This window comes from Synechococcus sp. A15-127 (assembly GCF_014280215.1).
In the GTDB taxonomy this organism is placed as follows: Bacteria; Cyanobacteriota; Cyanobacteriia; order PCC-6307; family Cyanobiaceae; genus Parasynechococcus.
In genome coordinates, this window is sequence record NZ_CP047948.1 from 2,218,543 (window position 1) to 2,245,283 (window position 26,741).

Genomic DNA, 26,741 nt, shown 5'->3' on the forward strand with positions numbered 1-26,741 from the left:
CAACAGGACATCAGTCCTGGACGTAGCCGACTCCGCTGCGAAGGCAGTGCTCAGCCTTCTGCAGTTCACGACCGAGATAAAGAGCGTGATCAAGACGGCTGAGGGGGTGAGGCCCCTCGCCTTCGGTGAGCTGGATGCCGATCTCCTTGGCACTGCGACCGCGGAACACCGCTGATGGGGAACGGGAACGGCTGCCACCGCGGCAGCTCAGCACCTCTCCCGTCTCAGGGTCATGGGCCAGTCCCTTGGCATCGATCGTGTTGCCGTAATGCTCGAGGATCAGCTCAGCGGCTCCCCGATCAACCTTGATCAGGAAATAGCCGTTGGGATCGAGCGCGATGAAGCGCTGGGAGAGGCTCTCATCGAGAACATCGATCGCCTCGGCGACCGCAGCGACTTCAGATGTCTTGACCATTGCTTCAACTTACAAAGTCAGGCCCGGCGCTTCCGTCTTGAAGGGCAGTTCGGCATTGATGGCCTCGATCTCCTCCAGCATCAGGCCATTGACCTTGGGCAGCCAGGCACGGATCAGAGCGTCCATTCGGGGGTGATACCAGCGGTGCAGGCTTGCGTGGGGGCGGGCCACAAAGCCGCGACGGCGCTTGTGGCTTCCGCCGGCGCCGGGATCGAAGCTCTCCAGACCCTGTTCGATCGCCCAGGCAATCGGAGCGTAGTAACAAACCTCGAAATGCAGGCAGTCAACTTCTTCTTGGCTGCCCCAGTAACGACCCCAGAGTGAGCGCTGATCCCGCACGCACATCGACATCGCCACCGGCTGATGCGGGTCGCCGCGATGGGCGGAGAACAGCACCACCTGATCGCGCTGGCCGACAGCCAGGGTCTCGAAAAAGCGCTCTTCGAGGTACTTGCTTCCCCAGGGCCCCCATCGGGCGCAGTGCTGCTCGTAGAAACCATGCATGCTCTTCATGAGCTGCAGGTCCAGCTGCTCCCCCGTCAGGGGTGTGACCGTGAGACCCGCCTGCGAGACGGCCTTGCGTTCGCGCTTGATGTTGCGCCTCTGGTTGGCATTGAACCCCCGCAGGTAGTCATCGAAGCTGCGATCGTCACCACGGCTCCAGAGGCTCTGCTGATTCAGCCAGGTGGCACAGCCGGCGGCTTCCGCAAGCGGCCTCCACTCCGGATCGACGTAGAGAAAGTTGCAGCTGAGGATGTTGTTGTGCTCGCAGAAGGCATCGATCGCCTGCATCAGCACGCCGGTGAGCTCAGCGGCGTCCTCCCCATCCAGCACATGGAAGCGGTAACCGAGCACCGGACTGACGGGGCTCATCCCCAGGAGCTTGGGGTAGTACCGCAGGCCCAGATCAGCGGCGAGGCGAGCGAAGGTCTGATCGAAGACGAACTCGCCGTAGCTGTGGCCTTTCAGATAAAGAGGGGCAACGGCAACGGGCGTGTCGCCACGCCAGAGAGCGAGATGCAGAGGCTGCCAGCCCTGGTCCGGCACGACGCTGCGGGAGGTTTCCAGGGCATCCAGCCAGCCCCAGCGGTAAAAGGGGATGGCATCGGCGCCCACAAGAGCCAGCCAGTGCTCCTCCGGAATCTCCCGGATCGACCGGTGCCAGCGAGCGGTGAGCGAGGCCATGACAGCCAGGCTAACGAGACTGCCTGGAACGCTGAACGCTGGGACGGGCTCAGAAAATGATGCGGTTGGCGAAATCCAGGGTCAAGTCACTCTCGTCAACACCCATCACCACGGCCTTCACATTGCTGCCTTTGAGGATCCAGGCGTTGTCACCGCGCATTTCGATCCTGGTGGAGGCACAGCCGCAGAATTCGATCAGATCCTTGCCGATCTCGAAATCCATGATCTTCAGGTAGCCCTTGGCGTCACGGGTCACGAAGGTGTCAGCACCATTCCCCCCCCAGGCCTTGTTCTTGCCGCCGGCGCCGCCATCGATCACATCGTCGCCGTCGTAGCCGTACAGCTTGTTCTTTTTCTTGGTCCCGATCAGCTCGTCATCACCATCAGTTCCGTGGATCTTGCGGCGTTTCTTACGGGCCATGAGACCAGGAGTTCAAGAATTATTGGAGCGTAAGAAGCTCTTCCACGGATTTCAACGGATCCGCTTGTAGCGCGTCAGTAACTCATCTCCCGGAAGCGGGCGGACCTCGTCCAACCGCCAGGAGCGAGGCGAACCGAGGGAACCTGGCAGACCCTGTGCATCCTGCGGCAGCCAACTGTGAACCCCTCCGAGAAGAGATGGCACCAGGGTCAGCTGAAGTTCATCGATGGCGTCCTCCCGAAGCAGATCAGCTGCCAGACGGCTCCCTCCGAGCAGCACAAGGTGCTGCACTCCAAGCGATAACAGGGTCAACAATCGCTCGTCCCACGACGGCCCCAGCGGGATCCAGCGATCAAAACCCCGCGCCGCCGCACCAGGGGACAGCAACCAGCGCTCCAACGGTTGCTGAAAGAAGCGCCACTCCATGGGGAAGGCGTGTCCACGACTCACCACCACCGCCGCAGGCTGGGCAGGGCGGCCAGCGCTGAGGCGCTGCTCCAGCAGATCCTGATCGCGGATGAGTGCTGTGCAGCGATGGGCCCTGAGCGTGCCGGCTCCGATCAGGCAGGCATCAGCCCAGGCCAGAGCCTCCTCCAGCACTCGCCGGTCACCAGAACCGCCCAACTGGGCCGCTCCTCCCTGGGGGGGAGCTAACCGACCATCGAGACTGACCGCAAGCACCAACCGAACATGCGTCTGGTGCGGACCTCTCGCCGCATCAGACGGTGGCAACCGACTCAAGCGTTGCGGGGGTCATCTCCAGTTGAGGCGACTCGGCATAGACCTCAGCGGCATTGTTCGGACTCTCCTGCAACCGGATTTTGTGCAGATGCGCTCCGATCGCCTTCACCGGCGTGCTGAGACGATCAGCGATGTGCAGAGCGATGTTCTCAGCGGTGGGAACGCAGTCGGCGAAGAACGGCACATCCTTGTTGAGGAACGTGTGATCGAAAGGCTCCACCACCAGATCGTCCACCAACCGCTGCAACGCCGAGAGATCGCAGACCATGCCGGTGCGGGGATCGATGGAACCGCGCACCGTCACATCCACCAGATAGTTGTGGCCGTGGCCATGGGGACGGGCGCATTTGCCGTAGATGCGCTCGTTCTCCGCCTGGCTCAGTTCCGGCCGGGCCAGACGATGAGCAGCGGCAAAGTGAGTCCGAATGGTCAGATAGGCGTCCATGGGATGTCCGAGGTAGTCGGCCCAGAGGCCCGGTTGTTCGTAGAGGCGCAGCGCCGTGATCGGCAGGTGGGAGCTGAGACGCTGCCAGATCACCCGCACCAGCGCCTCGGTGGTGGGAAGACAGCCGGCGGGGGTTGAGAGGTCGAACTCCGGCCAGGCCTCGTTGAGGAAGCGGAAGTCCAGCTGACCGGTCACCTCACTGCGGATGGCGTGCTTCACCTCGGAGAGATTCAGCACCATGCCGTCGGCATCGAGGCCACCAGCCATGGAAACGATCAACTCGTAGTTATGGCCATGGCCCGGTGACATGGCACAGGGGCCGAATCGGGCCGCGTTGTCATCCGCCGAGAGTTCGGGCAACCAGTAGCGGTGGCTGGCACTGAAGCAGGCCCTCCGCGTGATCACACAACCACGACCCTGGCCGTGGCGTGCAGGTGACTTCGTTTCAGTCATGTGACGTTCCGGCCGCAGGGCATCCTAATGAGCTATGCCCTTGATCGAGCCATGGCGGAATCCGTCCCCTCTCTGAAGCAGCGTCTTGGGGGCCGCAGCCTGTACCTCGTGGGCATGATGGGATGCGGGAAGACCAGCACCGGCAGGCCGCTCGCCGAACGCCTGGGCTACGGATTCGTGGATGCTGACGCGGTGATCGAACAGGCCGCAGGCTGCACCATTCCTGAAATCTTCGAACAGGACGGGGAATCGGGATTCCGCGCGATCGAGACCCAGGTGCTCAACGCCATCAGTCAGCGTCACTCGCTCGTGGTGGCAACAGGTGGAGGTGTCGTGACGCAATCGCCGAACTGGGGCCTGCTTCACAGCGGCATCGTGATCTGGCTGGACGTGGAACGCGAACAGCTGCTCAAAAGGCTTCGGGCTGACACGACCACGAGGCCCCTGCTGCAGCGCCCCAACCCGGAGGCTGCCCTGGATGCGCTGCTAAATGAACGACGCCCGCTGTACGCCGAAGCCGACCTCACCGTGGTGATCGATGAGGAGACACCCGATGTGGTGGCCGACGGAATTCTTCACTTGCTGCCAAGCCTGCTGCGAGATCCAACCCAGCGATCCAACGACTGAATCAACGCTCCGGCGGCTCCAACCGCACCGCAAACCACTGCAGCGTCATGCCCGGGCTGATCTCCAGATCACAGGCCGTATCCAGCAGGCGCTGCGCCGCCGCCACCGGATCGGGATGGTCTGCCAGATCGGCTGGCAACGATTCCAGCTTTCGCAACCAGCCCGTGAGCCATGTCAGGGTGTCGGCGGCGCTGAGCAATTGTTCCGGCTGGCCCGGTTCCAGCACCACATAGTCATCACAGGCACGGATCAGGGGGTCGGACATTTGCGGAGATTTCTGGTCCTGATCATCGCCATCACCATCCTGCTCAGCGACTCACCCGCATGGGCCACGCCGCTGGAAGAACGGCTCAACAGCTGGCCGGACTGGAGTCTGCCGGCTCCCTTGTCGCGCCCTTCGAACCGCGACGACCTCATCTATCCGGACTGGTTTTCAGGGCTGTGGCAGGTGGAGAGCCGCGATCTGGATGCACCTGCCGACGAACCGCTGATCCACCAGGCCCTGTTTGCACCCGATGCCCGCGATCGGCTGGTGGGGGATCGCAGCTTCAATGCCATGGCCATCGGTCGGGCCCTGCTCGGCGAGCAGCTGCTGCGGGTGGAGGACGACCCGGAGTCGGCCAACCGCCAGATCGCCTGGCTCAAGGGAGACCTGAGGCTGGAAACCACGGTGACCGGCCGACGCCAGGAGACACCTGATCAGACGTCATTTCTGGCGGACGAGCTGGTGCTGCAGATCCTTCATGCGCCGGGACCTCCGCGACTGAGCCGGATTGAAACCCTGAGCGCTTACCACCGCTGCGGAGATGAGATCTGCGCCGAACAATGGCAAGGGCGCTACGCCTCTCCCGGTGAGAGCCTGCGCGATCTGGCCGTTGCCCATCACCACTACCAGCTCCGATTCACACCTCTTCCAGAGTCCGCTCCATCAGCTTGAGCTCCAGCTGATCGCGCCAGTGAAACAGAGGCTGCAGCTTGGGATGGTCCAGCAGCCCGGCAACACCCTTTCCGGCCAGCTGACTGCCCGAGGAAGGCGGGAAACAGAGCAACGACAACTGAGCCGCCACAGACAGGTCAGCCAGGGTCATGGATGTGCCCACCAGCCAGGGACTGTGCTGAACAGCGGCGGACAGCTGTTCAAGGCTGGACAGCAGATCAGCGCGGTCACCCTGGTTCACCAGTTCGGAAACGGTGCTCACCCAGCCACCTGGGATCACCCCCATCGCGGAACGCACCGGATCGGGCAGATTGTCTGGCAGCAGAGCCACCCGCAGTTCCGGATCCAGAGCCGCGGCCTGAACCAGCGCCGATCGGCCGGCAGCCGCCAGCGTCGTGTCCGCCCAGTCCTCGATCAGATGCACTTGCGCTGCCAGCTGCGGATCGGAGGGGAGAAGAGTCGGTTCGGGATCGCGCTGCTCCAGGTGCCGAGCGATGGCACTGGAATCCGCCAGCACCGTGTCGCCGTCCACAAGCACCGGCACCTGGCGCTGACCGGAGAGGCGGAACACAGCCAGCTGGCCGATGCCGGGACTGACATCCACGGTGCGGTAGCTGAGCCCCTTGGCCTGAAGCACCATGCGCACTTTCAAACAAAAAGCGGAATGGCGGAATTGGTGCAGTTCCAGCATTGCGGCCACCGGAAGGAATCGGCACAGTAGCCAGTGTCTTCCGATGTTCGCCAGCACCGCGCGGGAGGCGTTGAGCGGAACGACTGACAACGGTCGCAACCTTTAAAAAATGCCTTGAATTTCGACGATATCGCCACCAATTCATGGCGGCTGAAGGTTCTGGGGAATTCGCCGACATTGAGAGCATGCGTCAGCACGTCATTCATCAATGCGATGTGCTGGGCCATACGATTTCAAGCCAATCAGATCAGAAAAAGACTGACGGCTTCGAAATAAGCCGAAACGATGAAATATCTCTGTTCAGGTCAAGAATCACCGCGCCAAAACGAACATTGCCGAGGTCTGCAAGTTCACTGAATTCCTGGACCTCGACCAGTGTTCGCACCTCAGCGGTGGCTGGCTGATTTCCACGAGCGGCTTCAGCAAGCCCGCTTTAACTCACGTTCGCACCGAACGCCCCTCCAACCTGCGCCTGGGCACATCAACGCCCTACGGCATCCGCTGGAACTACGACCCTCTGGGCGAAGACGATCTGGCAGCCGACGAATCCTTCGGCTTCTCCGACTGCCACTCGCAACAGCCGATCAATTCCATCGGTGTGTTCAGCTGCAAAGGAGGTATCGGCAAGACCACCGTTGCGGCCCACCTGGCAGGAGCCTATGCACTGCAGGGCTATGACGTGCTCTTGGTGGACCTGGATCCCGACAGGAATCTGCGCAAGCTGTTCATCAAAGATCAAACATCTGACGATGAAACAGCTTCGCTCTATCTACCCGCCCATCGCAAAGGCTTCATCGGGAGCACGATCACCGTGCTGAAGGCTGAGGAATGGGACGAACGCCAATATCCGGACGTCAAAATCGTGATCTGTGACTGTTCACCTGTTCTCAGCGAGAACCCTTCACGATTCATCCGGCGCTTTGATCATTGCCTCATCCCCACCACTCTCAGCCCTCTTGGAATCGCCAAGAATGGCGATGTGATCACCCGCAGCTTCCGCCATATCCGAAGCATTAACCACGCCGCAGCCCTGCACACCCTGATCAATTGCTACATCGATGACGGTGCCTTCGCGAAACGCAATCGATTGCTGCTTTCAGCCCTCGAAACTCACATCCGGGATTACCAAAAGGAAGATTCAAACTGTCAGCTGATTGATCCAAAGGACGCCCGCATCCGACGGAATGACAATCTTCTGTACTGGGGTTATCGCATCGTCGATGGCAGCATGCCGCGACTGGCTTTCAACGAAGTGCTCGGACGCAGTGTTCCTCGCACCGACGTCCTGCAGCTTGCCGAATACCTGGAAATCAAGACCTCCATCCGGGACATGCACAAACCATTGGCATCCGAGCCCAGCGCTGCTGCGGCCTGAGGCGAAGGCTGTTTCAATACTGATGTCGGTTCAGTTTCTCTCCAGAGCCATCACGTTCACTCCGGCATGAAGGAATTCTTTCTCAACGTCACCCGCTATCCCCGTTACATGGTGACCTTCACCCTCGGGGTGATGAATTCCGTGGCCGAGCCTCTGGCGCGTCGCCGCAGCAATCCCGTCACTGCGGTCTCTCTGATCGGAGCCCTGATCAGCGGTTTCATCACCCTCTCCCTGGTGCTGCGTGCCATGGTGAACGCAGCACCGGTTGCGTGATGGCTCAGGGGCGGCGGGTCGAACGGGTGGCGGCCCTGATCCGCAAAGAAACCAGCGAATTGCTGATCAACGGGATCCGTGACGAACGGGTCCATCAGGGCATGGTGAGCATCACCGAAGTGGAGGTGTCCGGCGACCTCCAGCACTGCAAGATCTTCGTGAGCATCTTCGGCGAACCGGAGGACCGCAATCAGGTGCTGGAAGGCCTGCAGGCCGCCAGCGGCTACCTGCGCGGTGAGCTTGGTCGACGATTGCAGATGCGCCGGTCCCCGGAGGTGGTCTTCCAGCTCGATCGCGGCATCGAGAAGGGCACCTCCGTGCTGGGCCTGCTGAACCGCCTTGAGGGGGAACGTCAGGAACGCGGCGAGATTCCTCCGGGAAGCGATGAACAGCAGCCCGACTGAGGCGGAACTGCGGCGGCGAGTCGCCGAGCTGCTGGTGGTGCGGGCCAGCGGTCACCTCGAGGACCGCCAGCGCCGCTACCCCCGCTGGGAGCTGACCAATGCGGACCTGCAGCGATTGCTGGAGCAGGGAGTGGGAGGGGTGATCCTGCTCGGAGGCAGCGCCGCCGAACTGCGGCAGCGCACCCACCAGCTCCAGGCATGGGCACCACAGCCTCTGCTGCTCTGCGCCGATGTGGAGGAGGGCGTCGGTCAGCGCTTCGAAGGAGCGAGCTGGCTGGTGCCGCCTCTCGCCCTGGGGCGTCTGCACCAGAAACGTCCTTCAGTGGCGCTGGCTCTGGCGGAACGCTACGGCCGCTGCACCGGCGATCAGGCCCGACGCTGCGGCCTCAACTGGGTGTTGGGGCCTGTCTGCGATGTCAACAACAACCCTGCCAATCCGGTGATCAATGTGCGGGCCTGGGGTGAGGATCCGGAGACCGCCGGACTTCTGGCAGCGGCCTTCCAGGCCGGACTGCATCTGGCTGGCGTTCTGGGCTGCGCCAAGCACTTCCCTGGCCATGGCGACACCAGCAGCGATTCCCATCTGGACCTGCCGGTGCTCCCCCACAACCGAGAGCGCCTCGACGCGATCGAGCTGCCGCCGTTCCAACGGCTGATCGCCGCCGGCATCGATGCCGTGATGACAGCCCATCTGCTGCTGCCTGAGCTAGATCCGCAGCAACCGGCCACCCTCTCCGGGGCAGTGCTCACGGATCTTTTGCGCCGTGATCTCGGATTCGACGGACTGGTGGTGACCGATGCCCTGGTGATGGAGGCGATCGCGGCCCGCCATGGTGCAGCCGAAGCGGCGGTGCTCGCCTTCGCCGCCGGAGCCGATCTGATCCTGATGCCGGCCGATGCCTCCGCCGCCATCGATGGCCTGGTGGAGGCACTGCGCAGCGGTCGCATTCCGATCCAGCGGCTTGAGGACGCCATCCGACGACGACGGTCCGCACTGACCAGGGTGTCCCCGGGCGATGAATCCGAAGGCCCCTTGGTCACGGCCGCAGACCTCGCTCTGGAGGAGCAACTGGTGGAGAGCTCTCTGATCCGCCTGTCAGCTCGGGAGATCAGCCCTGCCGCGGGGATCAATCTGATCCGGGTGGACGGTGTTCTGCCCTGCCCGCCTCTCGACAGCAGCGCCCCGGCGATCACACAGCCCCTCGCCCATGGGTTCCGTCCGGTGCTGATCCACGGGCAGGGTGTCTCCCCCTGGCAGGATCAACCGGGAAGCCCCCTTGCCCTGGAACGGCTTGGTGATGGCCCGGTGCTCCTGCAGCTGTTCCTGCGCGGCAATCCCTTCCGAGGCGATCGCGACAGCCGCGAACCCTGGGGGGCTGCCGTTCTCCAGCTGCAGCGGTTGAAGCGGCTGGCGGGTCTGCTCATCTATGGCAGCCCGTATCTGTGGGAGGAACTGCAGCCCCTGCTGAATTCCACGATTCCCGCGCTCTACAGCCCGGGGCAGATGCCTTTGGCGCAACGACTGGCCCTCGGGCAACTGCTGCCGGAATCAGCGGCTGGATTCAGAGCGGATTTCACCGACTGAGCGCCTTAACCTCGCGCCAAGCGAACCGCCGGTGATGCTCAGCCTCTCGATGATCGTGCGCAACGAGGAGGTCCGACTCGCGGCCTGTCTGGCATCCGTGAGCGCTCTGGCCGACGAGATGGTGGTGGTGGATACGGGCTCCACCGACGCCACCATCGCCATCGCGGAGGCCGCCGGTGCCAGGGTGGAGCGGATCGACTGGCCCGGTGACTTCGCCCCGGCCCGCAACCGGGCCCTGGAGTTTCTCAAAGGCGACTGGGTGCTGGTGCTGGACGCCGACGAACAGCTGAGACCTGAAGTCATCCCCAGCCTCAAGGCGCTGATGGCCCAGCCCGATGTGCTGGTGATCAACCTGCTGCGCTACGAGCTGGGTGCCGCCATGGCCCCTTACTCCAGCGTCAGCCGCCTATTCCGCCGCCACCCTGCCATCCGCTGGAGTCGGCCGTACCACTCGATGATCGACGACAGCGTCAAGGGGCTGCTGGAGGAGGAGCCTCAGTGGCGCGTCGCTGACTGCAGTGAGCCGGCCATCCTGCATGACGGTTACCGCCCGGAGCTGCTGGCGGGCACCGACAAGGCCAACCGTCTGCGGCAGGCGATGCAGGATGAACTGGAAGCCAGCCCCGGCAACCCGTATGCCAGCGCCAAGCTCGGCGGCCTGCTGATCAGCGAAGGACGTCATGAAGAGGCGATCCCTCTGCTGCGCCGCGGCCTGGAGCAGGAGGGCGTGCAGGATGCCGAGCGCTACGAGCTGCTGGTCCACCTGGGCCTTGCCATCACCCCGTCGGATCCTGTTGGCGCCATCACCTGTTACCGCGAAGCGCTCGCGATTCCCCTCGACACCCGCATCAGCCTCGGAGCCCGACTCAACCTGGCGGCACGGCTGATGGAGCAGGGAGACCTGGAAGAGGCGATCAGCCTCACCCAGACCGCCACCCAGCGCGCTCCGGAAGTGGCCCTGGGCTGGTACAACCTCGGCCTGATGCAACGCCGCCGAGGCGACATCGGCTCGGCCCTCGAGGCCTACCGCCGTGCCCTGAGCCTGGATCCCGACAACGCCGAGTGCCACCAGAACAATGCCGTGGCACTTCTGATGGGAGGCGACATCGAGGGGGCACGCAACGGCTTCCGGACGGCGGTGAGGCTGCTGCAGGACCAGGGCCGCAGCCGGGAGGCCAGCTCGTTGAGGGACAAAGCATCCGCGATCGTGAAACTGGATGCGGAGCCTGTGCCGTGAGCGATCCACTCCAGGGATTCACCGTGGTGGTGACGAGGGCTGCCGAACAGCAGGGAGAAGCCCGTCAGCTGCTGGAAGCCGCCGGCGCCCAGGTGCTGGACCTGCCGGCCCTGGTGATCGGCCCTCCCGACGACTGGGGACCCCTCGATGACGCGTTGGCCGATCTGGACAACTTTCACTGGATCGTTTTCTCCAGCGCCAACGGTGTGCAGGCGGTGGATCAGCGGTTGCAGCGGCTGGGTCGCAGCCTGTCGCGACGGCCGGACGGTCTGCGACTCGCCGCCGTGGGGCGCAAGACGGCCCGGGTGCTGGAGGAGCTGGGCGCTACGGCGGACTTCGTTCCACCACAGTTCGTGGCCGACAGCCTGATCGAACACTTCCCCGTCTCCGGTTACGGCCTGCGGATCCTGTTGCCGAGAGTTCAGAGCGGTGGGCGCACCGTTCTGGCGGAGGCTTTCGGCGAGGCGGGTATTCGGGTGGTCGAGGTGGCCGCCTATGAATCCCGCTGCCCGGAGGCGATGCCGGAGATCACCACCCGGGCTCTGGCCGAGCAGACCGTGGGAGTGATCGCCTTCAGCAGCGGTAAAACCGCTCAGCACACGGCCAGGCTGCTGGAGCAGCACCTTGGGGCAGCCTGGTTGCGGCATCTCGACGGTGTGAAGCTGATTTCCATCGGCCCCCAGACAAGCCTCAGCTGCCACAAGCACTTCGGGCGCGTGGATGCCGAGGCAACACGCCACGACCTCGAAGGGCTGGTGGAAGCCTGTTCTCAGGCCATGCAGAGCGGGGCCTGAGGCTCGCCGTTGCGTGCCAGCCGGATGCACCCCCGCTGCACGTCGATGGCCAGCACCGACCAGCCCTGAGGCAGCAGCGACCCGCGATCACCCTCGCAACGGCCCTCACGGCCGATGCAGAGCACACCGATTCCCAGAGCGCTCCGGGCCAGGGCCCGCTGCTGACCACCGACCCGCAACACACCGGTGAGGGTGACTCCGGAGCTGTTCCCGGAAGCATCGACAGACGCCGACTCCGACGAGAGACCGGATGCCTCCGTGCCAAGACCTGACTGAACCGATGCCGCTGGAACCAGCGATGCTGCGAAGGGATCGATCCGGCCGCCACCGCCGGCAGCCTGAACCTGCTGCGGCGTCGGCAGCGGTGTCAGACCGAGGTCCGGGATCGACCGCGGCGGATCCGGTTCCACCGCAGGCTGGGCGGGTCGGCGTGGGGGCTCGGAGACAGACACGTCGGCTTTTTCTCCGCCAGCGCAAGCGGTGAGCACCAGGCCGATCAACAGGCAGGCTGAAGCACCAAGAGCTCTCACCTCAGGCGCGTTCTTCCACCAGATCCCGGAAGCGGTCAAGATTCGCCTGCAGCTCCTTGGTGACGATTCCCCCCAGGATGCTGGGCTCCATCAACGGTGCCAAGACCCTCGGGAGCTCATAGGTGACGCTCAGTTTCACCACGGTGCGATCGACGGACTCCGGGTAGAAGCGCACCGCTCCCTTGGTGGACAGACCACCGACGGATTCCCAGTGAAGCTGCTGAGCCTCCACCCGCTGGGTGATGCGCGCCTTCCAGTGAAAACGAAAGCCCTGGGCGGCCAGGGTCCAATCCGTGAGCTCCGGATCATCCAGCGTTTTCACGGATTCGATCCAGCGCATCCAGCGCGGCATCGCCTCAAGATCACTCCACACGGCCCAGACTCGGTCGACTGGAGCCTGGACCTCTGTGGTGACGGTGTGTTCCAGCCAGCGTCCCATCGTCAGGCCACCGCTGCGTTGGTGGCCAGCTGCGCCGGTCTGCGCAGAATCTCGGCGGCAGCCAGATGACCGCTCATCGTCGCCCCCTCCATCGAATCGATGTAGTCCTGTCGTGTGTAACTGCCGGCCAGGAAAAAGTTGCCGATTGGGGTGCGCTGCTCAGGCCGGTAGGGCTCCATCCCCGGGGCCTCGCGATACAGCGATTGGGCCAGCTTCACCACGTTGCTCCAGGTGAGTTTGAGATGGCGGGCCGAAGGAAACAGCTCCCTCACCTGACGGTCGGTGTGCGCGACGATCTCCTCGAGACTCTTCGGGATCCAGGGATCACCGGGCGTGAGCACGCACTGGAGCAGGGAACCCTCTCCCTCCTTGCGGTAGTCCTCGGGGCTGGCGAGGGCCAGGTCGGCGAAACAGCTGAAGTCCGCATCGGCGGTGTAGAGGAGGTTGTTGAGGCCCGCCGGCTGGCCCACATCCCTTCGACGGCTCTCGTGCTCCTCGCCCAGTTCCGTGACCCAGCCGTCGTAGCGCAGCTGCACGGTGGCGACCGGAACCGCTTCAAGCTGGTGGATGGCCTCGAACTGAGGGAAGCGGCGCCAGGCCTGTGGGAGCAGTTTCTGAATGCCGGGCACATCGCAGGCCGCCAGATAGGCATCCGCCTCGACGGTGATGTCGCCCTCCGGAGTGCCCAGCTGCAGGCCGGTGACTTCGGGATGCGCCTCCTCGCTGAACATCACCTGCTTGACGCGATGACGCAGATGCAGCCGGCCGCCGCGGGCCTCGATGTACTCCAGGATCGGACCGGTGAGCCAGCGATGCGGCGACCCCTTGAGCAGGTTCAGCTTGGACGCCTCGGTCTTGGCCGCGAACATCATGAAGATGGTCAGCATGCAGCGGGCCGAGATCGCTTCGCAGTCGATGAAGCCCAGGGCATAGGCGATCGGATTCCACATGCGGCGGATGCTCTCCGGGCTGCCGCCGTGGCCGACGAACCAGTCCTGGAAGCTCACGGAGTCGAGGGCACGGATCGTGCGCATCGCCCCCTCGTAATCCACCAGACCACGCACGATCGGGGATGTGCCAAGAGCGAGGGCGTTGCGCAGTTTGTCGATCCAGCTGAGCTGAGGGGTGGTGAAGAAAGCCTTCAGCCCGTTGAAGGGTGCACCGATCGGGAAGCGGAAATCCAGCTCCCGCAAGTCGCCGCCCTTGTTCACGAACAGATGGGTGTGCTGCTTCGGCAGCAGGTTGTCGAACGCGCCCACCTTGCGCATCAGCGCGAAGAGATTGGCGTAGTTGAAAAAGAAAACATGCAACCCCATTTCGATGTGGTTGCCGCCCTGGTCCACCCAGCTGCCCACCTTGCCGCCCATGAACGGTCTGGCCTCGTAGAGGTTCACCTCATGGCCGGCCTCCACAAGATCCACCGCAGCGGACAGGCCCGCGAGACCGGAACCGACTATCGCGACCTGCACCTGGTTGCGCGCAACTGTTGCGACTCTATGAATGAGGCTCCATAGAGTGAGGGCACGCGACCGCGGCGATGATGACCACCACCCCCACCGATGCGCCGACCCACACCGCCCGGGACGGCAAGGGCATCCTGATCACGGCAACAGCCATGCAACAGCTGGCGAGACTCTGCGGAGAGCAGGGCGACAACAAGGTGCTGCGGGTGGGCGTGCGCTCCGGCGGCTGCAGCGGCATGAGTTACACGATGGATTTCGTGCCCGCCTCCGACACCCTCGAGGACGATGAGTCCTACGACTACGAGACCCCCGATGGCCACAGCTTCCGGGTGATCTGCGATCCCAAGAGTCTGCTTTACATCTACGGCATGCAGCTCGACTTCAGCACCGCACTGATCGGCGGAGGCTTCAATTTCACCAACCCGAATGCCACCCAGACCTGCGGTTGCGGCAGCTCCTTCGCCGTTTGAGCCGAACGGTCTGAGCCGCATGGGAATCTGAACAGGACCACCCCTCTGCCCGTCGATGGAATCCAGCCAGGAGAGTCTGTTCGAGCAGGCGATGGCCCGATATCAGGCGGGAGCCAGCGCCGCGGAAATCCTGCCGGACTTTCTCCGGATCACCGAGGCGGCACCCCGTCAATCCGCTGGCTGGACCTGTCTGGCCTGGCTGCAGCTGCTCTGCGACCTGCCGGAGGACGCCCTGCGCTCAGCCCGCTTCGCCGTGAAGCTCAACCCTCAGGACCCACAGGCCCGGGTGAATCTCAGTCTGGCGCTGCTGGAGACGGAATCCAAAGGCGTGCGGGAGCACGTGCAGGTGGTGCAGCAGGTGCTGACGATGGCACCGCAAATCTCGGACGAGCTCAGAACAGCCCTGGACGACGGCCTGCAGCGTCGCCCGAACTGGACCTCCCTCGAGAAGGTGAAGACCTGGCTGAATCTCTGACTCACGACCTCGCAGTCCCCATCAGCTGGTTGCGGTGAATGGCGCGTCTTCTTCTGCTCAGCAACGGCCATGGCGAGGATCTCTCCGGTGCTCTGCTGGGCCGTGCTCTGTCCGAGCAGGGCCATGAGGTTCAGGCCCTGCCGCTGGTTGGCCAGGGGAATTCCTACCGAACAGCAGGGATTCCCCTGCTGGGGCGCACCCGCGAATTCAGCACCGGCGGCATCGGCTACACCAGCCTGCGCGGACGGTTGACGGAACTGATGCAGGGACAACTGCTCCACCTGCTGGAGCAGTTGCTGCGGCTGCTGCGACGGGCTCATCGCTTCGATCTGATCGTGGTGGTGGGAGATGTGATTCCAGTGATCGCCTCCTGGCTGTGCAGACGTCCGGCGGCGACCTATCTGGTGGCGTACTCCAGCCATTACGAAGGACGCCTGCGACTGCCCTGGCCCTGCGCTGAACTGCTGGCCACCCCTCGATTCCTGGCCGTGTTCAGCCGCGATCAGCTCACAGCGGATGATCTCAGTCAGCAGCTGAGACGACCGGTGCGCTTTCTCGGCAATCCCTTCATGGATCCGGTGCTGACCCCGGTGCCGCCGCTGCCCGCTGCAACGCAACGCATCGGCCTGCTGCCGGGCAGTCGCCGGCCGGAGCTGGAGGAGAACCTGCGGCTGCTGCTGGCAGTCGCCGAACAGCTGCCTGTCTCCGGGGAGCTGAGTCTGGACCTGGCCCTGGTGCCGAGTCTGGAGGCGGACGCCCTGGGCCGGCTCGCCGATTCCGCCGGCTGGCAACAGCGCGGCGATCGTCTGATCCATCGCGATGGCGCCACCATCCACGTGCGGCGCGATGCCTTTCAGGCGCTGCTGCAGAGCAGTGATCTGCTGATCTGCATGGCGGGCACCGCCGCGGAACAGGCGGTCGGGCTCGGCCGGCCGGTGCTGCAGCTGCCGGGCCGCGGCCCGCAGTTCACCGCAGCCTTCGCGGAGGCGCAGCGGCGTCTGCTGGGCCCCACCGTGTTCTGTGCCAACGGGGACGCCGGCAGCCTTGGCAACCTCCAGGCGTCTGCGCAGCTGGCGTTGCAGTTGCTCGAACGCTGGCGCTCGGATCAGCAACTGCAGCGCCAGTGCAGGCAAGAGGCCGAACGGCGCCTTGGTGCGGCCGGCGGTGGTCGGAGGATGGCAGCTGCCATCAGTGCGCTGCTGTCATGAGTGCCCCAACGGAACCGCTCTGGAAACGCTGGCTCGACCGACTGCTGATGCTCAATGTGCTGCTGGTGGCGTCCGGGGCCGTTTTCTTCACCGTGGCGGTGGTCGCCCAGAGCCAGGGACGGGATCGGGCCATGGATCTGTTCCAGCAGCTCTGGCAGCCGCTGTTCACGCCAGCCATCAGCCTGCTGATCATGGCGGCGCTGATCAGTGGGATCGTCAGCTGGTGGCAGCGGCGAGTGCAGACGGCAGATCGGGGTAACGGAAACTGAAGCCGAGGGTCTCCAGGCGTTCGGAGCCGACCTGCTGACCCTCCAGCACCACCGAGGCTCCGTCTCCGAGCAACACCTGCAGAACCGGAGCTGGCACCGGCAACAGGCTGGGACGCCCGAGGCTGCGGCCCAGCTCACGACAGAAATCCGTCATCGACACCGGCTGGGGCGCCACACCGTTGACAGCACCTGTCCAGTTCGGATCCTCAAGCGCCCGAAGGATCAGAGCGCAGAGATCACTGCGGTGAATCCAGCTCATCCACTGACGGCCGCTGCCGATCGGTCCACCGAAGCCGGCGCGGAACACCGGCAGCATCTTGCCGAGGGCACCGCCATCGGGGGCCACGACGATGCCGATGCGAACGGTCACCGCGCGGGTTCCATCCGGAACCGCCAGGGTGGCCTGCTCCCAGCGGCGACAGAGGGAGGCGAGGAAGTCGTCACCGGCCGGGCTGGATTCGACGAATCGCTGCGAAACACTGGTGCCGTAGTAGCCGATGGCCGAAGCATTCACGAGCACCTGCGGCGGTGTGGGAGACGCTTGAATCGCCTCCACCAGCAACCTGGTGGTCTCCAGACGGCTCGTCTCCAGGATCCGCTGATGGGCCGGCGTCCAGCGCTTCTCAGCGATCGGCTCCCCGGCGAGATTGACCACGCCCTCCGCCTGCGACAGAGCCTGCAGAAGCGCCTGATCCTGCCAGGATCGAGGGTCGGCGGGATCCAGCTGCAGCCACTCCGCTTCAGGCTCCTGGCGCTGTTGACGACTCACCAGAGTCAGCTGATGACCGGCTTGGCGCAGCATCGGAACCAGTTCCCGGCCAACGAGACCGGTGCAGCCGAGAAGCAGCAGGCGCATGGTGCAGAGCAAGAAACCCGGCGAGGCTAGGTGGGGCGACCCGCGTCAGTGATGGCGGGAACGGGCTCTAGCCTTGGACAAGCATTGCTCTTCACGATGGCTGACACCGACGCCACCCCTGCGAAGGCCAAGCCGGCGGCCCTGCGCAAGGGAGCCCTGGTGCGGGTGAACCGGAAGGCCTACGACAGCAGCCTGGAAGCAGCCGCCAGCGACCCCACCGCGCCCGACTACATCTTCGAAGGGCCGGGGGAACTGCTGCTCGTGAAAGGTGATCACGGCCAGGTGCGCTGGAACCGCCCGGTGCCCGACACCTGGCTGCGCATGGATCAGCTGGAGGCCTGTTCCTGATCGACAGGCGCCAGGGCGTCTTCCACGCGATCAATGGCCTCGGGCAGGGACCGCATCGCAGCGGGTGCACGCCACACCGCCCCACCAAGAACGGCGCTGAGATCTCCCAGGGCAAGCAACAACGGATCCGGTGTCTGCTGATGGGCGGCATCCGCCACAGACGACGCCGCCCAGGCATCCCAGCCGGCCAGCAGCACCACACTGCGATAGACAGCCGGCCATGGATTCTCGGGAAGCAACGCCTGAAGAGCCGCGAAATGAGCAGCCGCCTCCTGCGGTCGGTTGGCCAGCACCGCCAGCAGCGCCAGGCTCCAGTGCGGTTGAGGGTCGCTTGAATCCTGGGCCAGCTGCTGTTCCGCCTGCCGGCGCACCGTGACGCGGTAACTGAAGTGGCCATCGAGCATGTGTTCCTGGCCCACCGCGGCAAACACCGGTTCCAGCCCGGCCGGTCCGGCCGCCAGCCCCGCAGCGAGAGCTGGAAAGCGTGCCGCGAAACCGACTCCCTCCGGTCGATCGCTGCGCCGTGTCCAGAGGGAATAGCTACCTCCCTTGGGCCGCTCGAATGCACCCACCTGCCTGAACACGCCACTGGTTCGCACCGCTTCATCGAGGCGACGGGCCGACTTGCGCACCGATCCCTGCCCCCCTTCCGCCAGCACGACCCACTGCGCAGCCCGCAGGGTTGGCCCCACGTCATCTCGGCTGCTGCCCATCTGCCGGCCCACCAGCTGCCCGCCATGGCGTCTGCCGTAGTAGCTCACGTTGTGCTGGTTCAGGTCGGAGGTGCTGGGCACCACGATCAACGTGCGCGCTGACTGCGCTGGATCGCCGCCACCCGCGGCCTGCACGAGAGCCTCGAGCGGTCCCCGCGGCCGATCCTCGAAGCGATCCAGCTGAAAGGCCATGCCCGCCGGCAGGCAGGCGAGCAACCCTGAGATCAGAGCCACGGGTGCCGCCCAGGACGCGCGTTGGCGCAGCAGCCGGCCCCACTGCCACCAGCCCCGGGCCAGCAGCAGCAGCAGGGTGGGCAACAGCGGCGTGATGTAGCGGTCACTCTTGTTGGGACTGAGGCTGGTGAGCAGCCAGGCGGCCACAAGATTGATCACCAGCCAGCGCCAACTCCGGGGGTCATCCGCACCACCCTCGTCGGCAGGAGAGCGATGGCGCTGAAGCCACCACAGCACAAGCCCTGCCAGGCCCACCACCAACAGAACAACACCCAGCTGCTCCGGCAGCAGACGCAGGTAGAACGACAGGCTTTCCATCGAGAAGGGGTTGGGATCCCCTTCCCGGGCAGCGGATTCGAACACCGCCCGGTTCGTCCCCCCGAGGCTGGTGATCCAGTTGTGGCGCAACCAGGGGCCGATCATCAGCGCCGTCAGCACGGGCAGCAGCAATCCCTGACGCAACCAGCGCCCTCGGCGACGAACGGCAACACCGGCCGCCCATAGACCAGCCGGTAAAAGCAGCAGCAACGCGCTCTGCTTGATCAGCACTGCCGCCAACGCACAGACCGTGGCCAGCAGCGCCTGGCCCCAGCGACCACCCCGCCTTGGATCACACCAGCAGCTCAGCCGCCACAGAGCAAGGGTCCCCATCGCTGCCAGGGGCATCTCCAGCACATAATCCGTGCGCAGATCCAGCAGAGCCGGTGCAATCGCGGTGAGGCCGCAGGCCAGCAGCGCCAGCCCGTCGCCCTGCAAACGGTGCCCCCAACCGGCCACCGCCAGCAGCAGCAGACCGTGCCAGAGGCTGAGGCTCCAGGCGGCAGCCGCGGGATGATCCCCACTCAGGGCCATCACACTGCCGTTCACCAAAGAGGCCAGAGGCGGAATCTTGGGGGAGAGATCCAGCAAGGCATTCCAGCCCTGCCAACCACCGCCGGGAAGCACCCCAATGGCACGGCCGTGATCCAGCGCACTGTTGAGATAGTCGGCCTGATCCCATGCGGGAAGCCCGGTCTGCAGCTCCCACCAGAGGCGGTCAGCTCCGGTGGCCAGAAGCCAGATCAGCAGCAGCGCTGCCCAGAAACGCCAGCGCACCGTCATGAAATCTCGAGCCGACGCCGCTCATCCTGAAGCCGCTTGCGCCGCTGCTTCGCCTCGCGCAGCATCTCTCGACCATCCCGCAGGTAGCTGTCCACATAGCCCATCGTGTAGCGCTCCAGCTCCTGCAGAGCGTCCTCCACCTCAGAGAAGCAGTGATACACACTCAGGCCGAACCCACGCGCCGACACCGGAGTGGGCAGGGTCTGAAACAGCGTCTTGACCCGTTCCAGCTTCTGAACACTGCGCTCCAGATAAGCGCAGAAGGCCTCCATCAACGCGTCGTCATAGGGATCTGCCGCCAGGGCCTTGAGCTGTGCCGGGAAGGGATTGATCACCTCTCCGAGCAGACGGTCGATCGGGCCGTAGACCCGTCGCAGCCATTCCGCGAGCGCATCATCGGCACTGACTCCCTGGCCCTGGGCCCGTCTGGCACGGCTGAGATCCTGCGACGCTGCCGTCGTTTGCGACGCCCGACTGCGGTCGAACGCCCGACGCCGCTCCGCATCGCCGAGCACTTCCCAGGCGGCATTGAGAGCCAGCATGCGCTGATCATCACCACCAGCATCGGGATGATGCTGCTTCACAAGCTGCCGGTAAGCAGCCTTGATCTCCTCGGCGCTCGCATGGCTGCTCACCCCCAGCTCGGCGTAGGGATCCCTCAAAGCTGACCATCCCGGCGCGCCGGCAGCACCGAACCGGAACTGAACATCGGTGTGGACAGATAACGCTCGCCGTAGCTGGCCAGCATCACCACGATCCGGCAACCGGTCATGTCGGAGCGCGCCCCGATGCGCAGGGCGGCGGCGACGGCGGCACCACTGCTGATGCCGCAGAGCAGCCCCTCCTCGCGGGCCAGACGACGACCGACATCCATCGCCTCGTCGTCGGAGACGGTGACGATCTCATCAATCCGCTCGCGCTCGAGCACCGCGGGGATGAACCCGGCTCCGATGCCCTGAATGCGATGCGCACCGGCGGAGCCACCGGAGAGCACCGGACTGGCAGCCGGTTCCACCGCCACCACACGCAGCTGCGGAGATCGCTGCTTGAGCAGGCGTGCACATCCGGTGATCGTGCCGCCGGTGCCCACCCCCGCCACAAAGCCATCGATCACACCATCGCAGTCGTGCCAGATCTCCTCTGCAGTGGTGCGTTCATGCACCGCAGGATTGGCCGGATTGTCGAACTGCTGCAGCAGATAGGCCTCGGGAATCTCCTGCACCAGCTCGCGGGCCAGGGCGATCGCACCCGCCATGCCTTCGGCGCCATCAGTGAGCTGCAGCTCGGCGCCGTAGGCCCGCAGCATGGCCCGCCGTTCGGTGCTCATCGAATCCGGCATGGTGAGAATGAGCCGGTAGCCCCGCGCGGCAGCCACCATCGCCAGGGCGATTCCGGTGTTGCCACTGGTGGGCTCCACCAGCACCGTCTGGCCGGGCTGGATCGTGCCGTTGGCTTCTGCCTCCAGCACCATGGCGCTGGCGATGCGGTCCTTGACGGACGCCGAGGGATTGAAGCTTTCCAGCTTGGCCAGCAGCTCAGCCCGACAGCCGAACTGCGCCGGGAGGCGGTTCAGCCTCACCAGCGGAGTGCCGCCGATCAGGGCGGTGATGTCGGGGGCGATGGCCATACAACGGCAGCTTGCCCGGGAGCGGCACACAAAAAAAGCCCCCCTGGCGGGGGGCTCTGGGTTGCGTGAGGAGAGATTCGAGGCCTGATATCGAGATCAGGCCGGCGAATCAGAACTTGAAGACGGTCTGAACCAGGCCACCGAAGACGCCCAGGGACTTGTAGTCGCCGTTGTAGTTCTGGGTGTTATCACCCCAGGGGCGAGACAGCCAGTAGACGGCGGGAGTCACGGAGATGTTGTCGGTCACCTGGAACTTGTACCAGAGTTCCATGGCGTAGCCGCCATCAGCCACGAAATCATCGTCGTCGTCGTTCTCAACGACGTAGGTGAACTGAGGCTGACCAACGGCGAAGCCGAGGGCGTTCTTCATCAGGAACACATCGTTCCAGGTCAGACCGACCATCCAGCTGGCGAAACGGCGCTTGCCGGTTGCGTCGTCCCAGTCACCGTTGCCGGTGAGCCAGGATTTGCCGACACCGGCACTGATGGAAGGCATCCAGCCGGAGTCCTCAGGACGCCAGAAGGCGTTGAGGGAGAAGCTGTTGCTGGAAGCTTCGGAGCGCACCGTGTCACCGTTGTCATCGGTCACGGTGCAAGGCGTGCCGAAGGAACCGCCCTTGGTGAACTGGGTAGCCGTCCGGAACTTGGCACCACACTGGCCGTAGCGGTAGCCGAGAGCTGCACCCCACTTCTTGTGGCCGTAGGCCACCTGTGCTGTGAAGTTGGCTTCGGAATTATCGGTCATGAAGCCACCCGTGTTGGGGTTGCTTTCAGCCGCCTCATTCGAGTCAGCCACGTAGTTGGCAGCAACGGTGAAGTAGGCGTCACCTTTCTCCACCTGCTTCTTGTTGGAGTAGATGGCACCGAAGCCACCACCGGTCTCCTTGTTCCACACACCGGGAACACCCAGGGAGCCTCCGAAGAAGTCAAGAACTTTCTGACCACCCTTGGCGTAAGCAGAAGCCTTGTAGCCCATCATCTCGGTGTTCCGGGTCAGAGGACCGACCTGGATCTTGAAGTTGCTGCCCAGGGGGAAGCGGTAGTACAGGCGATCAATCTCAACACCATTGCCGCCGGGGGCTGCCGTGTCGAGCTTGTTCAGGGCAACACCATTGCCGTCCCAGACCGAAGTGTCGCCCTGGTTACCAGCGCGCAGGCGGGTGAACAGCAGATCCTTTCCGGTGAAGGAGGTCTTCAGGCCCAGACGCAGGTCGTAGGAGAAGGAGAAGGCACCGTATTCAGCGTTGTAGGCATCACGCTCGCCGCGCTCGGCATCGGCTGAGGTCTTGAAGTTGTCGCCCTTGGCCTTGGTGGCACCCAGAACGAAGTTGGCCTTACCTTTCAGCTTGGTGGTGGTGGAGAACTGGGTGGCTTCCAGTTCGCCGACGCGGGCCTCAAGACCGTCGATGCGGCCGCGGACAATGGCGAGTTCCTTTTCGAATTCCTTGATCAGGCGACGCAGCTCGTCGGTCACCTCGGTGATGCGATCGAGGCAGGCGTTCAGCAGGGCAGCCGCCTCGTAGCGGGTCATCGCCCGGTTGCCGCGGAAGGTGCCGTTGGGGTAACCGGCGACGCAGCCGTAGCGCTCGATCAGGTTGGCCAGAGCCTGGTAAGCCCAGTCCGTGGGATAAACGTCAGAGAACTGGGTGATGCTGGTGACCTGCTCTTCGGTATCCGAGTAGTCGGACACACCGTTGATGTTCAGGTCGGCGGCGTTGACGCCAGTGGCCAGGAGGCCCAGGGCGGCAGGCGCTACCAGCAGTTGCTGGAAGAGTTTCATGAGATTCCTCACACCAAAATTGAGGGATTTGGACTAAAAGTCCTTCAAAAAAATACTTGCGGGAGAAAACCCTGAACAGGAGGCCGCCAAAGTTTGCGTCCATTACTAACTCTTAACTTTTTAACTCTGGCTGTATGGCAATAAAAAAACCCACCGCCGAAGCGGTGGGTTGGTTTGACCTTGCAGGTCTGCTCCAAGCGAAGTTGGATCAGAACTTGAAGGTGGTCTTCACAAGGCCGCTCATACCATTCAGAGCGTCGTCGCCACGCTGGACTCCAGCGTAGGGCTTGCTCAGGTAGTGAACAGCGGGGGTTACCGTGATGTTGTCGGTGACCTGGAACTTGTAGAAGAATTCCCAGGCGTAGCCAGCACCAGGGATGTAGAGATCATCATCACCCTTGGTGTCCATGGAGCTCACGAATGTGGGCTGACCAGAAGCGATGCCGAAGGAGTTTCCTTCCATGAAGACATCGCTCCACTCGAGACCCACATACCAGGACTGGGTGGTAGCACTCTTCACACCAACGATCTCACTATCGGGGATGTCGGTCAGACCCCAGCCAGCACTGATGGAAGGGATCCAGCCGGACTCCTCGGGCATCCACCAAGCACTAATGCCATAGCTGTAGGTGTTGCCTGAGGCAGACAAATCAACAGCTGCAGGTGTGCCGTTACCGGGATAGAGAGCGCCGCCGCCTTCAAAACCGGATGCATAAGTGAATGCACCAGCGATTCCCCAGTTCTCAGGTGCATAGGCAATCTGAGTGGTGGCGCTAGCACCAGCTGCATCAGTCATGAAGCCACCCTCATTGGGGTCGCTCAATTCTGCATCTGCAGAGAGGTAGCTCGTGGAGATGCTGAAGTCGCCGGGCTTCCACCACACACCTGCACCACCGCCGAGAGCCAGGTTGTAAGCACCCGGTGCACCGGCGTAGGTGAAGAAGTCCATCGTCATGTCAGACGGATAGGCACTGGGCCACACCGGCAGCATGTTGTCCATACGGACGCGAGGGCCACCCACAACGGTGAACTCGTCGCCGACAGGGAAGCTGTAGAACAAACGATCGATGACCACAGCGTTGCCGGTGTTCACGCCGTACTCCTGGCCGAACAGACCGACGCCGTTGCCGCCGTAGATGTTGTTCATGTTGCCGGAGCGCAGACGCGTCACCAGGCTGTCTTTGCCGGTGAAGCTGGTCTCAAGCGCCAGACGCAGGTCGTAGCTGAAGGAGGTACCACCGTTGGTAGCAGCTGCGGCATCACTGCCATTGCCGTGGTACTTGGCTGCACCGAACACCCAGTGGGTCGAACCCTTCAGCTTGGTGGTGGTGGAGAACTGGGTGGCTTCCAGTTCGCCGACGCGGGCTTCAAGGCCGTCAACGCGTCCGCGCAGGATGGCGAGTTCGGTCTCGAACTCCTTCATCAGACGACGCAGTTCGTCGGTGATTTCAGTGATGCGGTCGAGGCAGGCGTTCAGCAGAGCTGCGGCCTCGTAGCGGGTCATGGCACGGTTGCCACGGAAGGTGCCGTTGGGATAGCCAGCGACGCAGCCGTACTGCTCAACCAGGTTGCTCAGAGCCTGGTAAGCCCAGTCGGTTGGATAAACGTCAGAGAATTGAGTGACGCTGGTGACCTGCTCTTGCGTGGCGTAATCAGAGACGCCAGCGATGTTCAGATCAGCGGCCTGTGCCACAGGAGCCAGAAGGCCCAGAGCGGCAGGAGCCACCAGCAGTTGCTGGAAAAGCTTCATGGGATTCCTCACACGGAAAGGGGACAATGTCCCGAATGGATGGTGCCGTTTACCTCGCGTTAACCACGCAACGATGTGCCGGTCTTTACGCCGACATGTGCAAAGCGCTACCGAAATTGCAAAAAACCGTTCGCGACGCTACCAAAAACTTCACAAATGTTTGTGTTGAGGAACATGCAAGCTCTGCGTTTCAGCTTTTCTGATCACGTCATCCACCGCTGACACCATCAACCGTTCCCGAAAACTGCGCTCCATCCAGATCGCAGCCGGCCTGTTCGCCCTCCTCTGCCTGGCCCTGCAGGGCTGGAGATCCCAGGTGCTGCTGGCCAGCTACGACCAAGGCATCTTCCAGCAGGTGCTGTGGAACACCCTTCAAGGGCATCCCTTTGAAAGCACGCTGTCGTCTCAGTTGTCAGCCAGCGTCGGGCAAGGCGGGGAGCTGCCATCCGTGGATTACGAACGGCTGGGACAACACTTCACCCCCACGCTGCTGTTGTGGGCTCCTCTGCTCGGACTGATCGGCGGTGCCGCGCTTCCCATCGTCCAGGTGGGACTGATCACAGCGGCAGGTCTGGTGCTGCATCGCCTCGCCTGCCGGCAGCTCCCGGAACGCACCGCCAACTGGCTCGGCTACGGCTACTTCGCCGGCAACGCCCTGATCGGACCAACACTCGGCAATTTCACCGATCTATGCCAGCTGCCCCTGGCCGTCTTCGCCCTGATGCTGGGCGTGCTCGAGCGACGCCGATGGTTGATCGCGACGTCCGCCCTGCTGATCCCACTGATCCGTGAGGACACGGGCGTTCTGCTCGTAGCGGTAGGCCTCTGGGTGCTGATCCGGCAACGCGGACGCTGGCCGATGGCGCTGATGCTGATCATCTGGGGCGGCGGATGGGTGCTGATCTGCACCAACCTTTTGATGCCGTTGTTCTCGGACGACAACGCCAAACGGTTCATGGTCGAGAACTTCGGCCAGTACCTCGGAGACAGCGCCAATGAGGGCAGCAGCAGTCTCGGCGTGGCCCAGCGGATCATCAGCCAGCCGTTGCTGCTCCTGCAGCAACTGATCGACCCTCCAGGTCAGACACTGCTGTATCTGCTGGGGCATGCGCTGCCGTTCCTGTTCGTCCCGTTACTGAGCCTCGACACCGTTCTGCTGGCCGGGCCCTGCCTGCTGGGATTGTTCCTGGCCCAGGGCGCCAATGACCCTCTGTCGATCACCATCCGCTACACCCTGCTGGTGGTACCAGGGTTTGCGCTTGGATCCATGTTCTGGTGGCAACGGCGCCGAGATCCGGTGCCCGGTCGCCGCACCCGCCTGGTCTGGGGCTGCTGCCTGGCGCTCTCGCTGCTGCTCACGATCAGCAGCAACCCTCACCGCAGCCTCTCTTTTGCCATTCCAGACAGCATTCACCCCTGGATCTACAGCTCTCCGCTGCAGCAGTGGCGTCACGGCATCGCAGCCCGGGCCGCCGTGGCTGTGCTCCCGCCGAAGGCAACCGCCGCCGCCAACACCCCCCTGGTGCCCTTGCTGGCCAGGCGCGAAGTGCTGGTGCGCTTTCCCTTCACGACGGACTACCTCGATCGCGACAGGACAGCCCATCCGGTGGACTGGATCGCCGTTGATCTGGATCTGCTCGAGCGGTACGGCGTGGCCTTCAGGGGCGACTGGCGTCAGCTGCGCAACAGCCGGCGTTGGATCAGCGATCACCGCGAGTCCTATGCCGTACAGGCTCTGAGCGATGGCGTTGTCGTTCTGGAACGGCACGGTCAGCGCCAACCCCACCTTGAAACCGCTCTGGACCAGCACCTCGCCCGAGCCATGCCCGGGGATCCTCGCGATCTCTAAATAAACGATGCCCCCGACCGGTTCACCGGCCGGGGGCTCTCGCCGG

General features: G+C 63.8%; 31 protein-coding genes. 14 read left to right on the plus strand and 17 right to left on the minus strand.

The window, feature by feature from the left end:
- Window positions 1–10: 10 nt before the first annotated feature.
- Genes SynA15127_RS11830 through SynA15127_RS11850 form a run of 5 tightly spaced genes read right to left on the minus strand, consistent with a single transcriptional unit; the run spans window position 11 to window position 3,660 of the window.
- The gene (locus SynA15127_RS11830) at window positions 11–415 is read right to left on the minus strand and encodes a DUF4346 domain-containing protein (protein ID WP_186484267.1); all 405 of its coding nucleotides are present in this window, start codon (window positions 413–415) and stop codon (window positions 11–13) included.
- Between the two features lie 9 nt (window positions 416–424).
- Window positions 425–1,600, minus strand: coding sequence for a GNAT family N-acetyltransferase (locus tag SynA15127_RS11835; RefSeq protein WP_186484268.1), 1,176 nt, complete (start codon window positions 1,598–1,600; stop codon window positions 425–427).
- Between the two features lie 49 nt (window positions 1,601–1,649).
- On the minus strand, window positions 1,650–2,021 hold the full coding sequence (locus SynA15127_RS11840) for a hypothetical protein (protein WP_186484269.1): 372 nt from the start codon (window positions 2,019–2,021) through the stop codon (window positions 1,650–1,652).
- A 51-nt stretch (window positions 2,022–2,072) separates the two neighbouring features.
- Window positions 2,073–2,702: a dihydrofolate reductase family protein gene (locus SynA15127_RS11845; RefSeq protein ID WP_186485723.1), complete on the minus strand. Its 630-nt coding sequence runs from the start codon at window positions 2,700–2,702 to the stop codon at window positions 2,073–2,075.
- Between the two features lie 37 nt (window positions 2,703–2,739).
- Entirely contained in the window at window positions 2,740–3,660 is a 921-nt protein-coding gene (locus tag SynA15127_RS11850; RefSeq protein WP_186484270.1) for a 6-carboxytetrahydropterin synthase, read from the minus strand.
- Window positions 3,661–3,711: 51 nt separating this feature from the next.
- Between SynA15127_RS11850 and SynA15127_RS11855 the strand changes: the two genes are divergently transcribed.
- Window positions 3,712–4,287 (plus strand): shikimate kinase, encoded by a 576-nt coding sequence (locus SynA15127_RS11855; RefSeq protein ID WP_186484271.1) that lies wholly within the window; start codon window positions 3,712–3,714, stop codon window positions 4,285–4,287.
- Between the two features lies 1 nt (window position 4,288).
- Here SynA15127_RS11855 and SynA15127_RS11860 read toward each other — a convergent pair whose 3' ends face one another.
- On the minus strand, window positions 4,289–4,552 hold the full coding sequence (locus SynA15127_RS11860) for a chlororespiratory reduction protein 7 (protein ID WP_186484272.1): 264 nt from the start codon (window positions 4,550–4,552) through the stop codon (window positions 4,289–4,291).
- Here SynA15127_RS11860 and SynA15127_RS11865 point away from each other — a divergent pair, their 5' ends adjacent.
- Window positions 4,553–5,224: a DUF6816 family protein gene (locus tag SynA15127_RS11865; RefSeq protein WP_186484273.1), complete on the plus strand. Its 672-nt coding sequence runs from the start codon at window positions 4,553–4,555 to the stop codon at window positions 5,222–5,224. It begins immediately after the preceding gene.
- Here SynA15127_RS11865 and SynA15127_RS11870 read toward each other — a convergent pair.
- A complete protein-coding gene (locus tag SynA15127_RS11870; protein WP_186485724.1) occupies window positions 5,190–5,915 on the minus strand; it encodes a glutathione S-transferase family protein in 726 nt (241 codons plus the stop codon). The genes SynA15127_RS11865 and SynA15127_RS11870 overlap by 35 nt on opposite strands.
- A complete protein-coding gene (locus SynA15127_RS11875) occupies window positions 5,873–6,142 on the minus strand; it encodes a hypothetical protein (protein WP_186484274.1) in 270 nt (89 codons plus the stop codon). Before SynA15127_RS11875 ends, SynA15127_RS11870 begins: the two co-directional genes overlap by 43 nt.
- A 371-nt stretch (window positions 6,143–6,513) precedes the next feature.
- On the opposite strand from SynA15127_RS11875, the gene SynA15127_RS11880 reads away from it, so the two are divergent.
- The 6 genes from SynA15127_RS11880 (at window position 6,514) to SynA15127_RS11905 (ending at window position 11,583) form a co-directional block, all read left to right on the plus strand.
- Complete coding sequence (locus tag SynA15127_RS11880) at window positions 6,514–7,290, plus strand: ParA family protein (protein WP_186484275.1); 777 nt, start codon at window positions 6,514–6,516, stop codon at window positions 7,288–7,290.
- A 66-nt stretch (window positions 7,291–7,356) separates the two neighbouring features.
- Window positions 7,357–7,563, plus strand: a complete 207-nt coding sequence (locus SynA15127_RS11885) for a DUF751 family protein (RefSeq protein WP_043693116.1) — start codon at window positions 7,357–7,359, stop codon at window positions 7,561–7,563.
- Window positions 7,563–7,967 (plus strand): 30S ribosome-binding factor RbfA, encoded by a 405-nt coding sequence (gene rbfA / locus SynA15127_RS11890; protein ID WP_186484276.1) that lies wholly within the window; start codon window positions 7,563–7,565, stop codon window positions 7,965–7,967. The genes SynA15127_RS11885 and rbfA overlap by 1 nt, the downstream gene beginning before the upstream one ends.
- Window positions 7,948–9,552, plus strand: coding sequence for a glycoside hydrolase family 3 N-terminal domain-containing protein (locus tag SynA15127_RS11895; protein ID WP_186484277.1), 1,605 nt, complete (start codon window positions 7,948–7,950; stop codon window positions 9,550–9,552). Before rbfA ends, SynA15127_RS11895 begins: the two co-directional genes overlap by 20 nt.
- 34 nt (window positions 9,553–9,586) lie before the next feature.
- A complete protein-coding gene (locus SynA15127_RS11900; protein ID WP_186484278.1) occupies window positions 9,587–10,789 on the plus strand; it encodes a glycosyltransferase in 1,203 nt (400 codons plus the stop codon).
- On the plus strand, window positions 10,786–11,583 hold the full coding sequence (locus tag SynA15127_RS11905; protein ID WP_186484279.1) for a uroporphyrinogen-III synthase: 798 nt from the start codon (window positions 10,786–10,788) through the stop codon (window positions 11,581–11,583). The genes SynA15127_RS11900 and SynA15127_RS11905 overlap by 4 nt, the downstream gene beginning before the upstream one ends.
- Here the strand turns inward: SynA15127_RS11905 and SynA15127_RS11910 are convergent.
- The 3 genes from SynA15127_RS11910 to zds are packed head-to-tail and all read right to left on the minus strand — an operon-like array spanning window position 11,559 to window position 14,021.
- Window positions 11,559–12,152, minus strand: a complete 594-nt coding sequence (locus SynA15127_RS11910) for a hypothetical protein (protein ID WP_186484280.1) — start codon at window positions 12,150–12,152, stop codon at window positions 11,559–11,561. The genes SynA15127_RS11905 and SynA15127_RS11910 overlap by 25 nt on opposite strands.
- On the minus strand, window positions 12,115–12,552 hold the full coding sequence (locus SynA15127_RS11915; RefSeq protein ID WP_186484281.1) for an SRPBCC family protein: 438 nt from the start codon (window positions 12,550–12,552) through the stop codon (window positions 12,115–12,117). Before SynA15127_RS11915 ends, SynA15127_RS11910 begins: the two co-directional genes overlap by 38 nt.
- A gap of 2 nt (window positions 12,553–12,554) precedes the next feature.
- Window positions 12,555–14,021, minus strand: coding sequence for a 9,9'-di-cis-zeta-carotene desaturase (gene zds / locus SynA15127_RS11920; protein ID WP_186484282.1), 1,467 nt, complete (start codon window positions 14,019–14,021; stop codon window positions 12,555–12,557).
- Window positions 14,022–14,092: 71 nt separating this feature from the next.
- Here zds and SynA15127_RS11925 point away from each other — a divergent pair, with 71 nt between their 5' ends.
- From SynA15127_RS11925 to SynA15127_RS11940, 4 genes are read left to right on the plus strand one after another with little or no spacing between them, the layout of a single operon-like run.
- On the plus strand, window positions 14,093–14,485 hold the full coding sequence (locus tag SynA15127_RS11925) for an iron-sulfur cluster assembly accessory protein (RefSeq protein ID WP_043697030.1): 393 nt from the start codon (window positions 14,093–14,095) through the stop codon (window positions 14,483–14,485).
- Window positions 14,486–14,540: 55 nt separating this feature from the next.
- Window positions 14,541–14,960 carry a hypothetical protein gene (locus tag SynA15127_RS11930; protein WP_043693138.1) on the plus strand — a complete coding sequence of 140 codons (420 nt, stop codon included), beginning with the start codon at window positions 14,541–14,543 and terminating at the stop codon, window positions 14,958–14,960.
- 38 nt (window positions 14,961–14,998) lie between these two features.
- A complete protein-coding gene (locus tag SynA15127_RS11935; RefSeq protein ID WP_186484283.1) occupies window positions 14,999–16,168 on the plus strand; it encodes a lipid-A-disaccharide synthase-related protein in 1,170 nt (389 codons plus the stop codon).
- Window positions 16,165–16,437, plus strand: a complete 273-nt coding sequence (locus SynA15127_RS11940) for a hypothetical protein (protein WP_186484284.1) — start codon at window positions 16,165–16,167, stop codon at window positions 16,435–16,437. The genes SynA15127_RS11935 and SynA15127_RS11940 overlap by 4 nt, the downstream gene beginning before the upstream one ends.
- Here the strand turns inward: SynA15127_RS11940 and SynA15127_RS11945 are convergent.
- On the minus strand, window positions 16,385–17,293 hold the full coding sequence (locus tag SynA15127_RS11945; RefSeq protein ID WP_186484285.1) for a TIGR01777 family oxidoreductase: 909 nt from the start codon (window positions 17,291–17,293) through the stop codon (window positions 16,385–16,387). The genes SynA15127_RS11940 and SynA15127_RS11945 overlap by 53 nt on opposite strands.
- Before the next feature lie 96 nt (window positions 17,294–17,389).
- Between SynA15127_RS11945 and SynA15127_RS11950 the strand changes: the two genes are divergently transcribed.
- Window positions 17,390–17,641 (plus strand): NAD(P)H-quinone oxidoreductase subunit O, encoded by a 252-nt coding sequence (locus SynA15127_RS11950; protein WP_186484286.1) that lies wholly within the window; start codon window positions 17,390–17,392, stop codon window positions 17,639–17,641.
- Here SynA15127_RS11950 and SynA15127_RS11955 read toward each other — a convergent pair.
- From SynA15127_RS11955 to SynA15127_RS11975, 5 genes are all read right to left on the minus strand, one after another.
- Entirely contained in the window at window positions 17,620–19,689 is a 2,070-nt protein-coding gene (locus SynA15127_RS11955) for a glycosyltransferase family 39 protein (protein ID WP_186484287.1), read from the minus strand. The genes SynA15127_RS11950 and SynA15127_RS11955 overlap by 22 nt on opposite strands.
- Window positions 19,686–20,351 carry a J domain-containing protein gene (locus tag SynA15127_RS11960; RefSeq protein WP_186484288.1) on the minus strand — a complete coding sequence of 222 codons (666 nt, stop codon included), beginning with the start codon at window positions 20,349–20,351 and terminating at the stop codon, window positions 19,686–19,688. Before SynA15127_RS11960 ends, SynA15127_RS11955 begins: the two co-directional genes overlap by 4 nt.
- A complete protein-coding gene (gene cysK / locus SynA15127_RS11965; RefSeq protein ID WP_186484289.1) occupies window positions 20,348–21,316 on the minus strand; it encodes a cysteine synthase A in 969 nt (322 codons plus the stop codon). Before cysK ends, SynA15127_RS11960 begins: the two co-directional genes overlap by 4 nt.
- A 109-nt stretch (window positions 21,317–21,425) precedes the next feature.
- Window positions 21,426–23,096 carry an iron uptake porin gene (locus SynA15127_RS11970; protein ID WP_186484290.1) on the minus strand — a complete coding sequence of 557 codons (1,671 nt, stop codon included), beginning with the start codon at window positions 23,094–23,096 and terminating at the stop codon, window positions 21,426–21,428.
- A gap of 208 nt (window positions 23,097–23,304) precedes the next feature.
- Complete coding sequence (locus SynA15127_RS11975; RefSeq protein ID WP_186484291.1) at window positions 23,305–24,846, minus strand: iron uptake porin; 1,542 nt, start codon at window positions 24,844–24,846, stop codon at window positions 23,305–23,307.
- A gap of 316 nt (window positions 24,847–25,162) precedes the next feature.
- Here SynA15127_RS11975 and SynA15127_RS11980 point away from each other — a divergent pair, with 316 nt between their 5' ends.
- Window positions 25,163–26,695 carry a DUF2079 domain-containing protein gene (locus SynA15127_RS11980; RefSeq protein ID WP_255475497.1) on the plus strand — a complete coding sequence of 511 codons (1,533 nt, stop codon included), beginning with the start codon at window positions 25,163–25,165 and terminating at the stop codon, window positions 26,693–26,695.
- Window positions 26,696–26,741: the final 46 nt, after the last annotated feature.

What these genes read in the sequence shown, in the direction of transcription:
- SynA15127_RS11830 (WP_186484267.1), bottom strand. Translation starts at nt 415, where the DNA reads ATGGTCAAGACATCTGAAGTCGCTGCGGTCGCCGAGGCGATCGATGTT.
- SynA15127_RS11835 (WP_186484268.1), bottom strand. Translation starts at nt 1,600, where the DNA reads ATGGCCTCGCTCACCGCTCGCTGGCACCGGTCGATCCGGGAGATTCCG.
- SynA15127_RS11840 (WP_186484269.1), bottom strand. Translation starts at nt 2,021, where the DNA reads ATGGCCCGTAAGAAACGCCGCAAGATCCACGGAACTGATGGTGATGAC.
- SynA15127_RS11850 (WP_186484270.1), bottom strand. Translation starts at nt 3,660, where the DNA reads ATGACTGAAACGAAGTCACCTGCACGCCACGGCCAGGGTCGTGGTTGT.
- SynA15127_RS11855 (WP_186484271.1), top strand. Translation starts at nt 3,712, where the DNA reads ATGGCGGAATCCGTCCCCTCTCTGAAGCAGCGTCTTGGGGGCCGCAGC.
- SynA15127_RS11860 (WP_186484272.1), bottom strand. Translation starts at nt 4,552, where the DNA reads ATGTCCGACCCCCTGATCCGTGCCTGTGATGACTATGTGGTGCTGGAA.
- SynA15127_RS11870 (WP_186485724.1), bottom strand. Translation starts at nt 5,915, where the DNA reads ATGCTGGAACTGCACCAATTCCGCCATTCCGCTTTTTGTTTGAAAGTG.
- SynA15127_RS11875 (WP_186484274.1), bottom strand. Translation starts at nt 6,142, where the DNA reads ATGGCCCAGCACATCGCATTGATGAATGACGTGCTGACGCATGCTCTC.
- SynA15127_RS11885 (WP_043693116.1), top strand. Translation starts at nt 7,357, where the DNA reads ATGAAGGAATTCTTTCTCAACGTCACCCGCTATCCCCGTTACATGGTG.
- rbfA (WP_186484276.1), top strand. Translation starts at nt 7,563, where the DNA reads ATGGCTCAGGGGCGGCGGGTCGAACGGGTGGCGGCCCTGATCCGCAAA.
- SynA15127_RS11895 (WP_186484277.1), top strand. Translation starts at nt 7,948, where the DNA reads ATGAACAGCAGCCCGACTGAGGCGGAACTGCGGCGGCGAGTCGCCGAG.
- SynA15127_RS11900 (WP_186484278.1), top strand. Translation starts at nt 9,587, where the DNA reads ATGCTCAGCCTCTCGATGATCGTGCGCAACGAGGAGGTCCGACTCGCG.
- SynA15127_RS11915 (WP_186484281.1), bottom strand. Translation starts at nt 12,552, where the DNA reads ATGGGACGCTGGCTGGAACACACCGTCACCACAGAGGTCCAGGCTCCA.
- SynA15127_RS11925 (WP_043697030.1), top strand. Translation starts at nt 14,093, where the DNA reads ATGACCACCACCCCCACCGATGCGCCGACCCACACCGCCCGGGACGGC.
- SynA15127_RS11930 (WP_043693138.1), top strand. Translation starts at nt 14,541, where the DNA reads ATGGAATCCAGCCAGGAGAGTCTGTTCGAGCAGGCGATGGCCCGATAT.
- SynA15127_RS11935 (WP_186484283.1), top strand. Translation starts at nt 14,999, where the DNA reads ATGGCGCGTCTTCTTCTGCTCAGCAACGGCCATGGCGAGGATCTCTCC.
- SynA15127_RS11940 (WP_186484284.1), top strand. Translation starts at nt 16,165, where the DNA reads ATGAGTGCCCCAACGGAACCGCTCTGGAAACGCTGGCTCGACCGACTG.
- SynA15127_RS11945 (WP_186484285.1), bottom strand. Translation starts at nt 17,293, where the DNA reads ATGCGCCTGCTGCTTCTCGGCTGCACCGGTCTCGTTGGCCGGGAACTG.
- SynA15127_RS11950 (WP_186484286.1), top strand. Translation starts at nt 17,390, where the DNA reads ATGGCTGACACCGACGCCACCCCTGCGAAGGCCAAGCCGGCGGCCCTG.
- SynA15127_RS11955 (WP_186484287.1), bottom strand. Translation starts at nt 19,689, where the DNA reads ATGACGGTGCGCTGGCGTTTCTGGGCAGCGCTGCTGCTGATCTGGCTT.
- cysK (WP_186484289.1), bottom strand. Translation starts at nt 21,316, where the DNA reads ATGGCCATCGCCCCCGACATCACCGCCCTGATCGGCGGCACTCCGCTG.
- SynA15127_RS11970 (WP_186484290.1), bottom strand. Translation starts at nt 23,096, where the DNA reads ATGAAACTCTTCCAGCAACTGCTGGTAGCGCCTGCCGCCCTGGGCCTC.
- SynA15127_RS11975 (WP_186484291.1), bottom strand. Translation starts at nt 24,846, where the DNA reads ATGAAGCTTTTCCAGCAACTGCTGGTGGCTCCTGCCGCTCTGGGCCTT.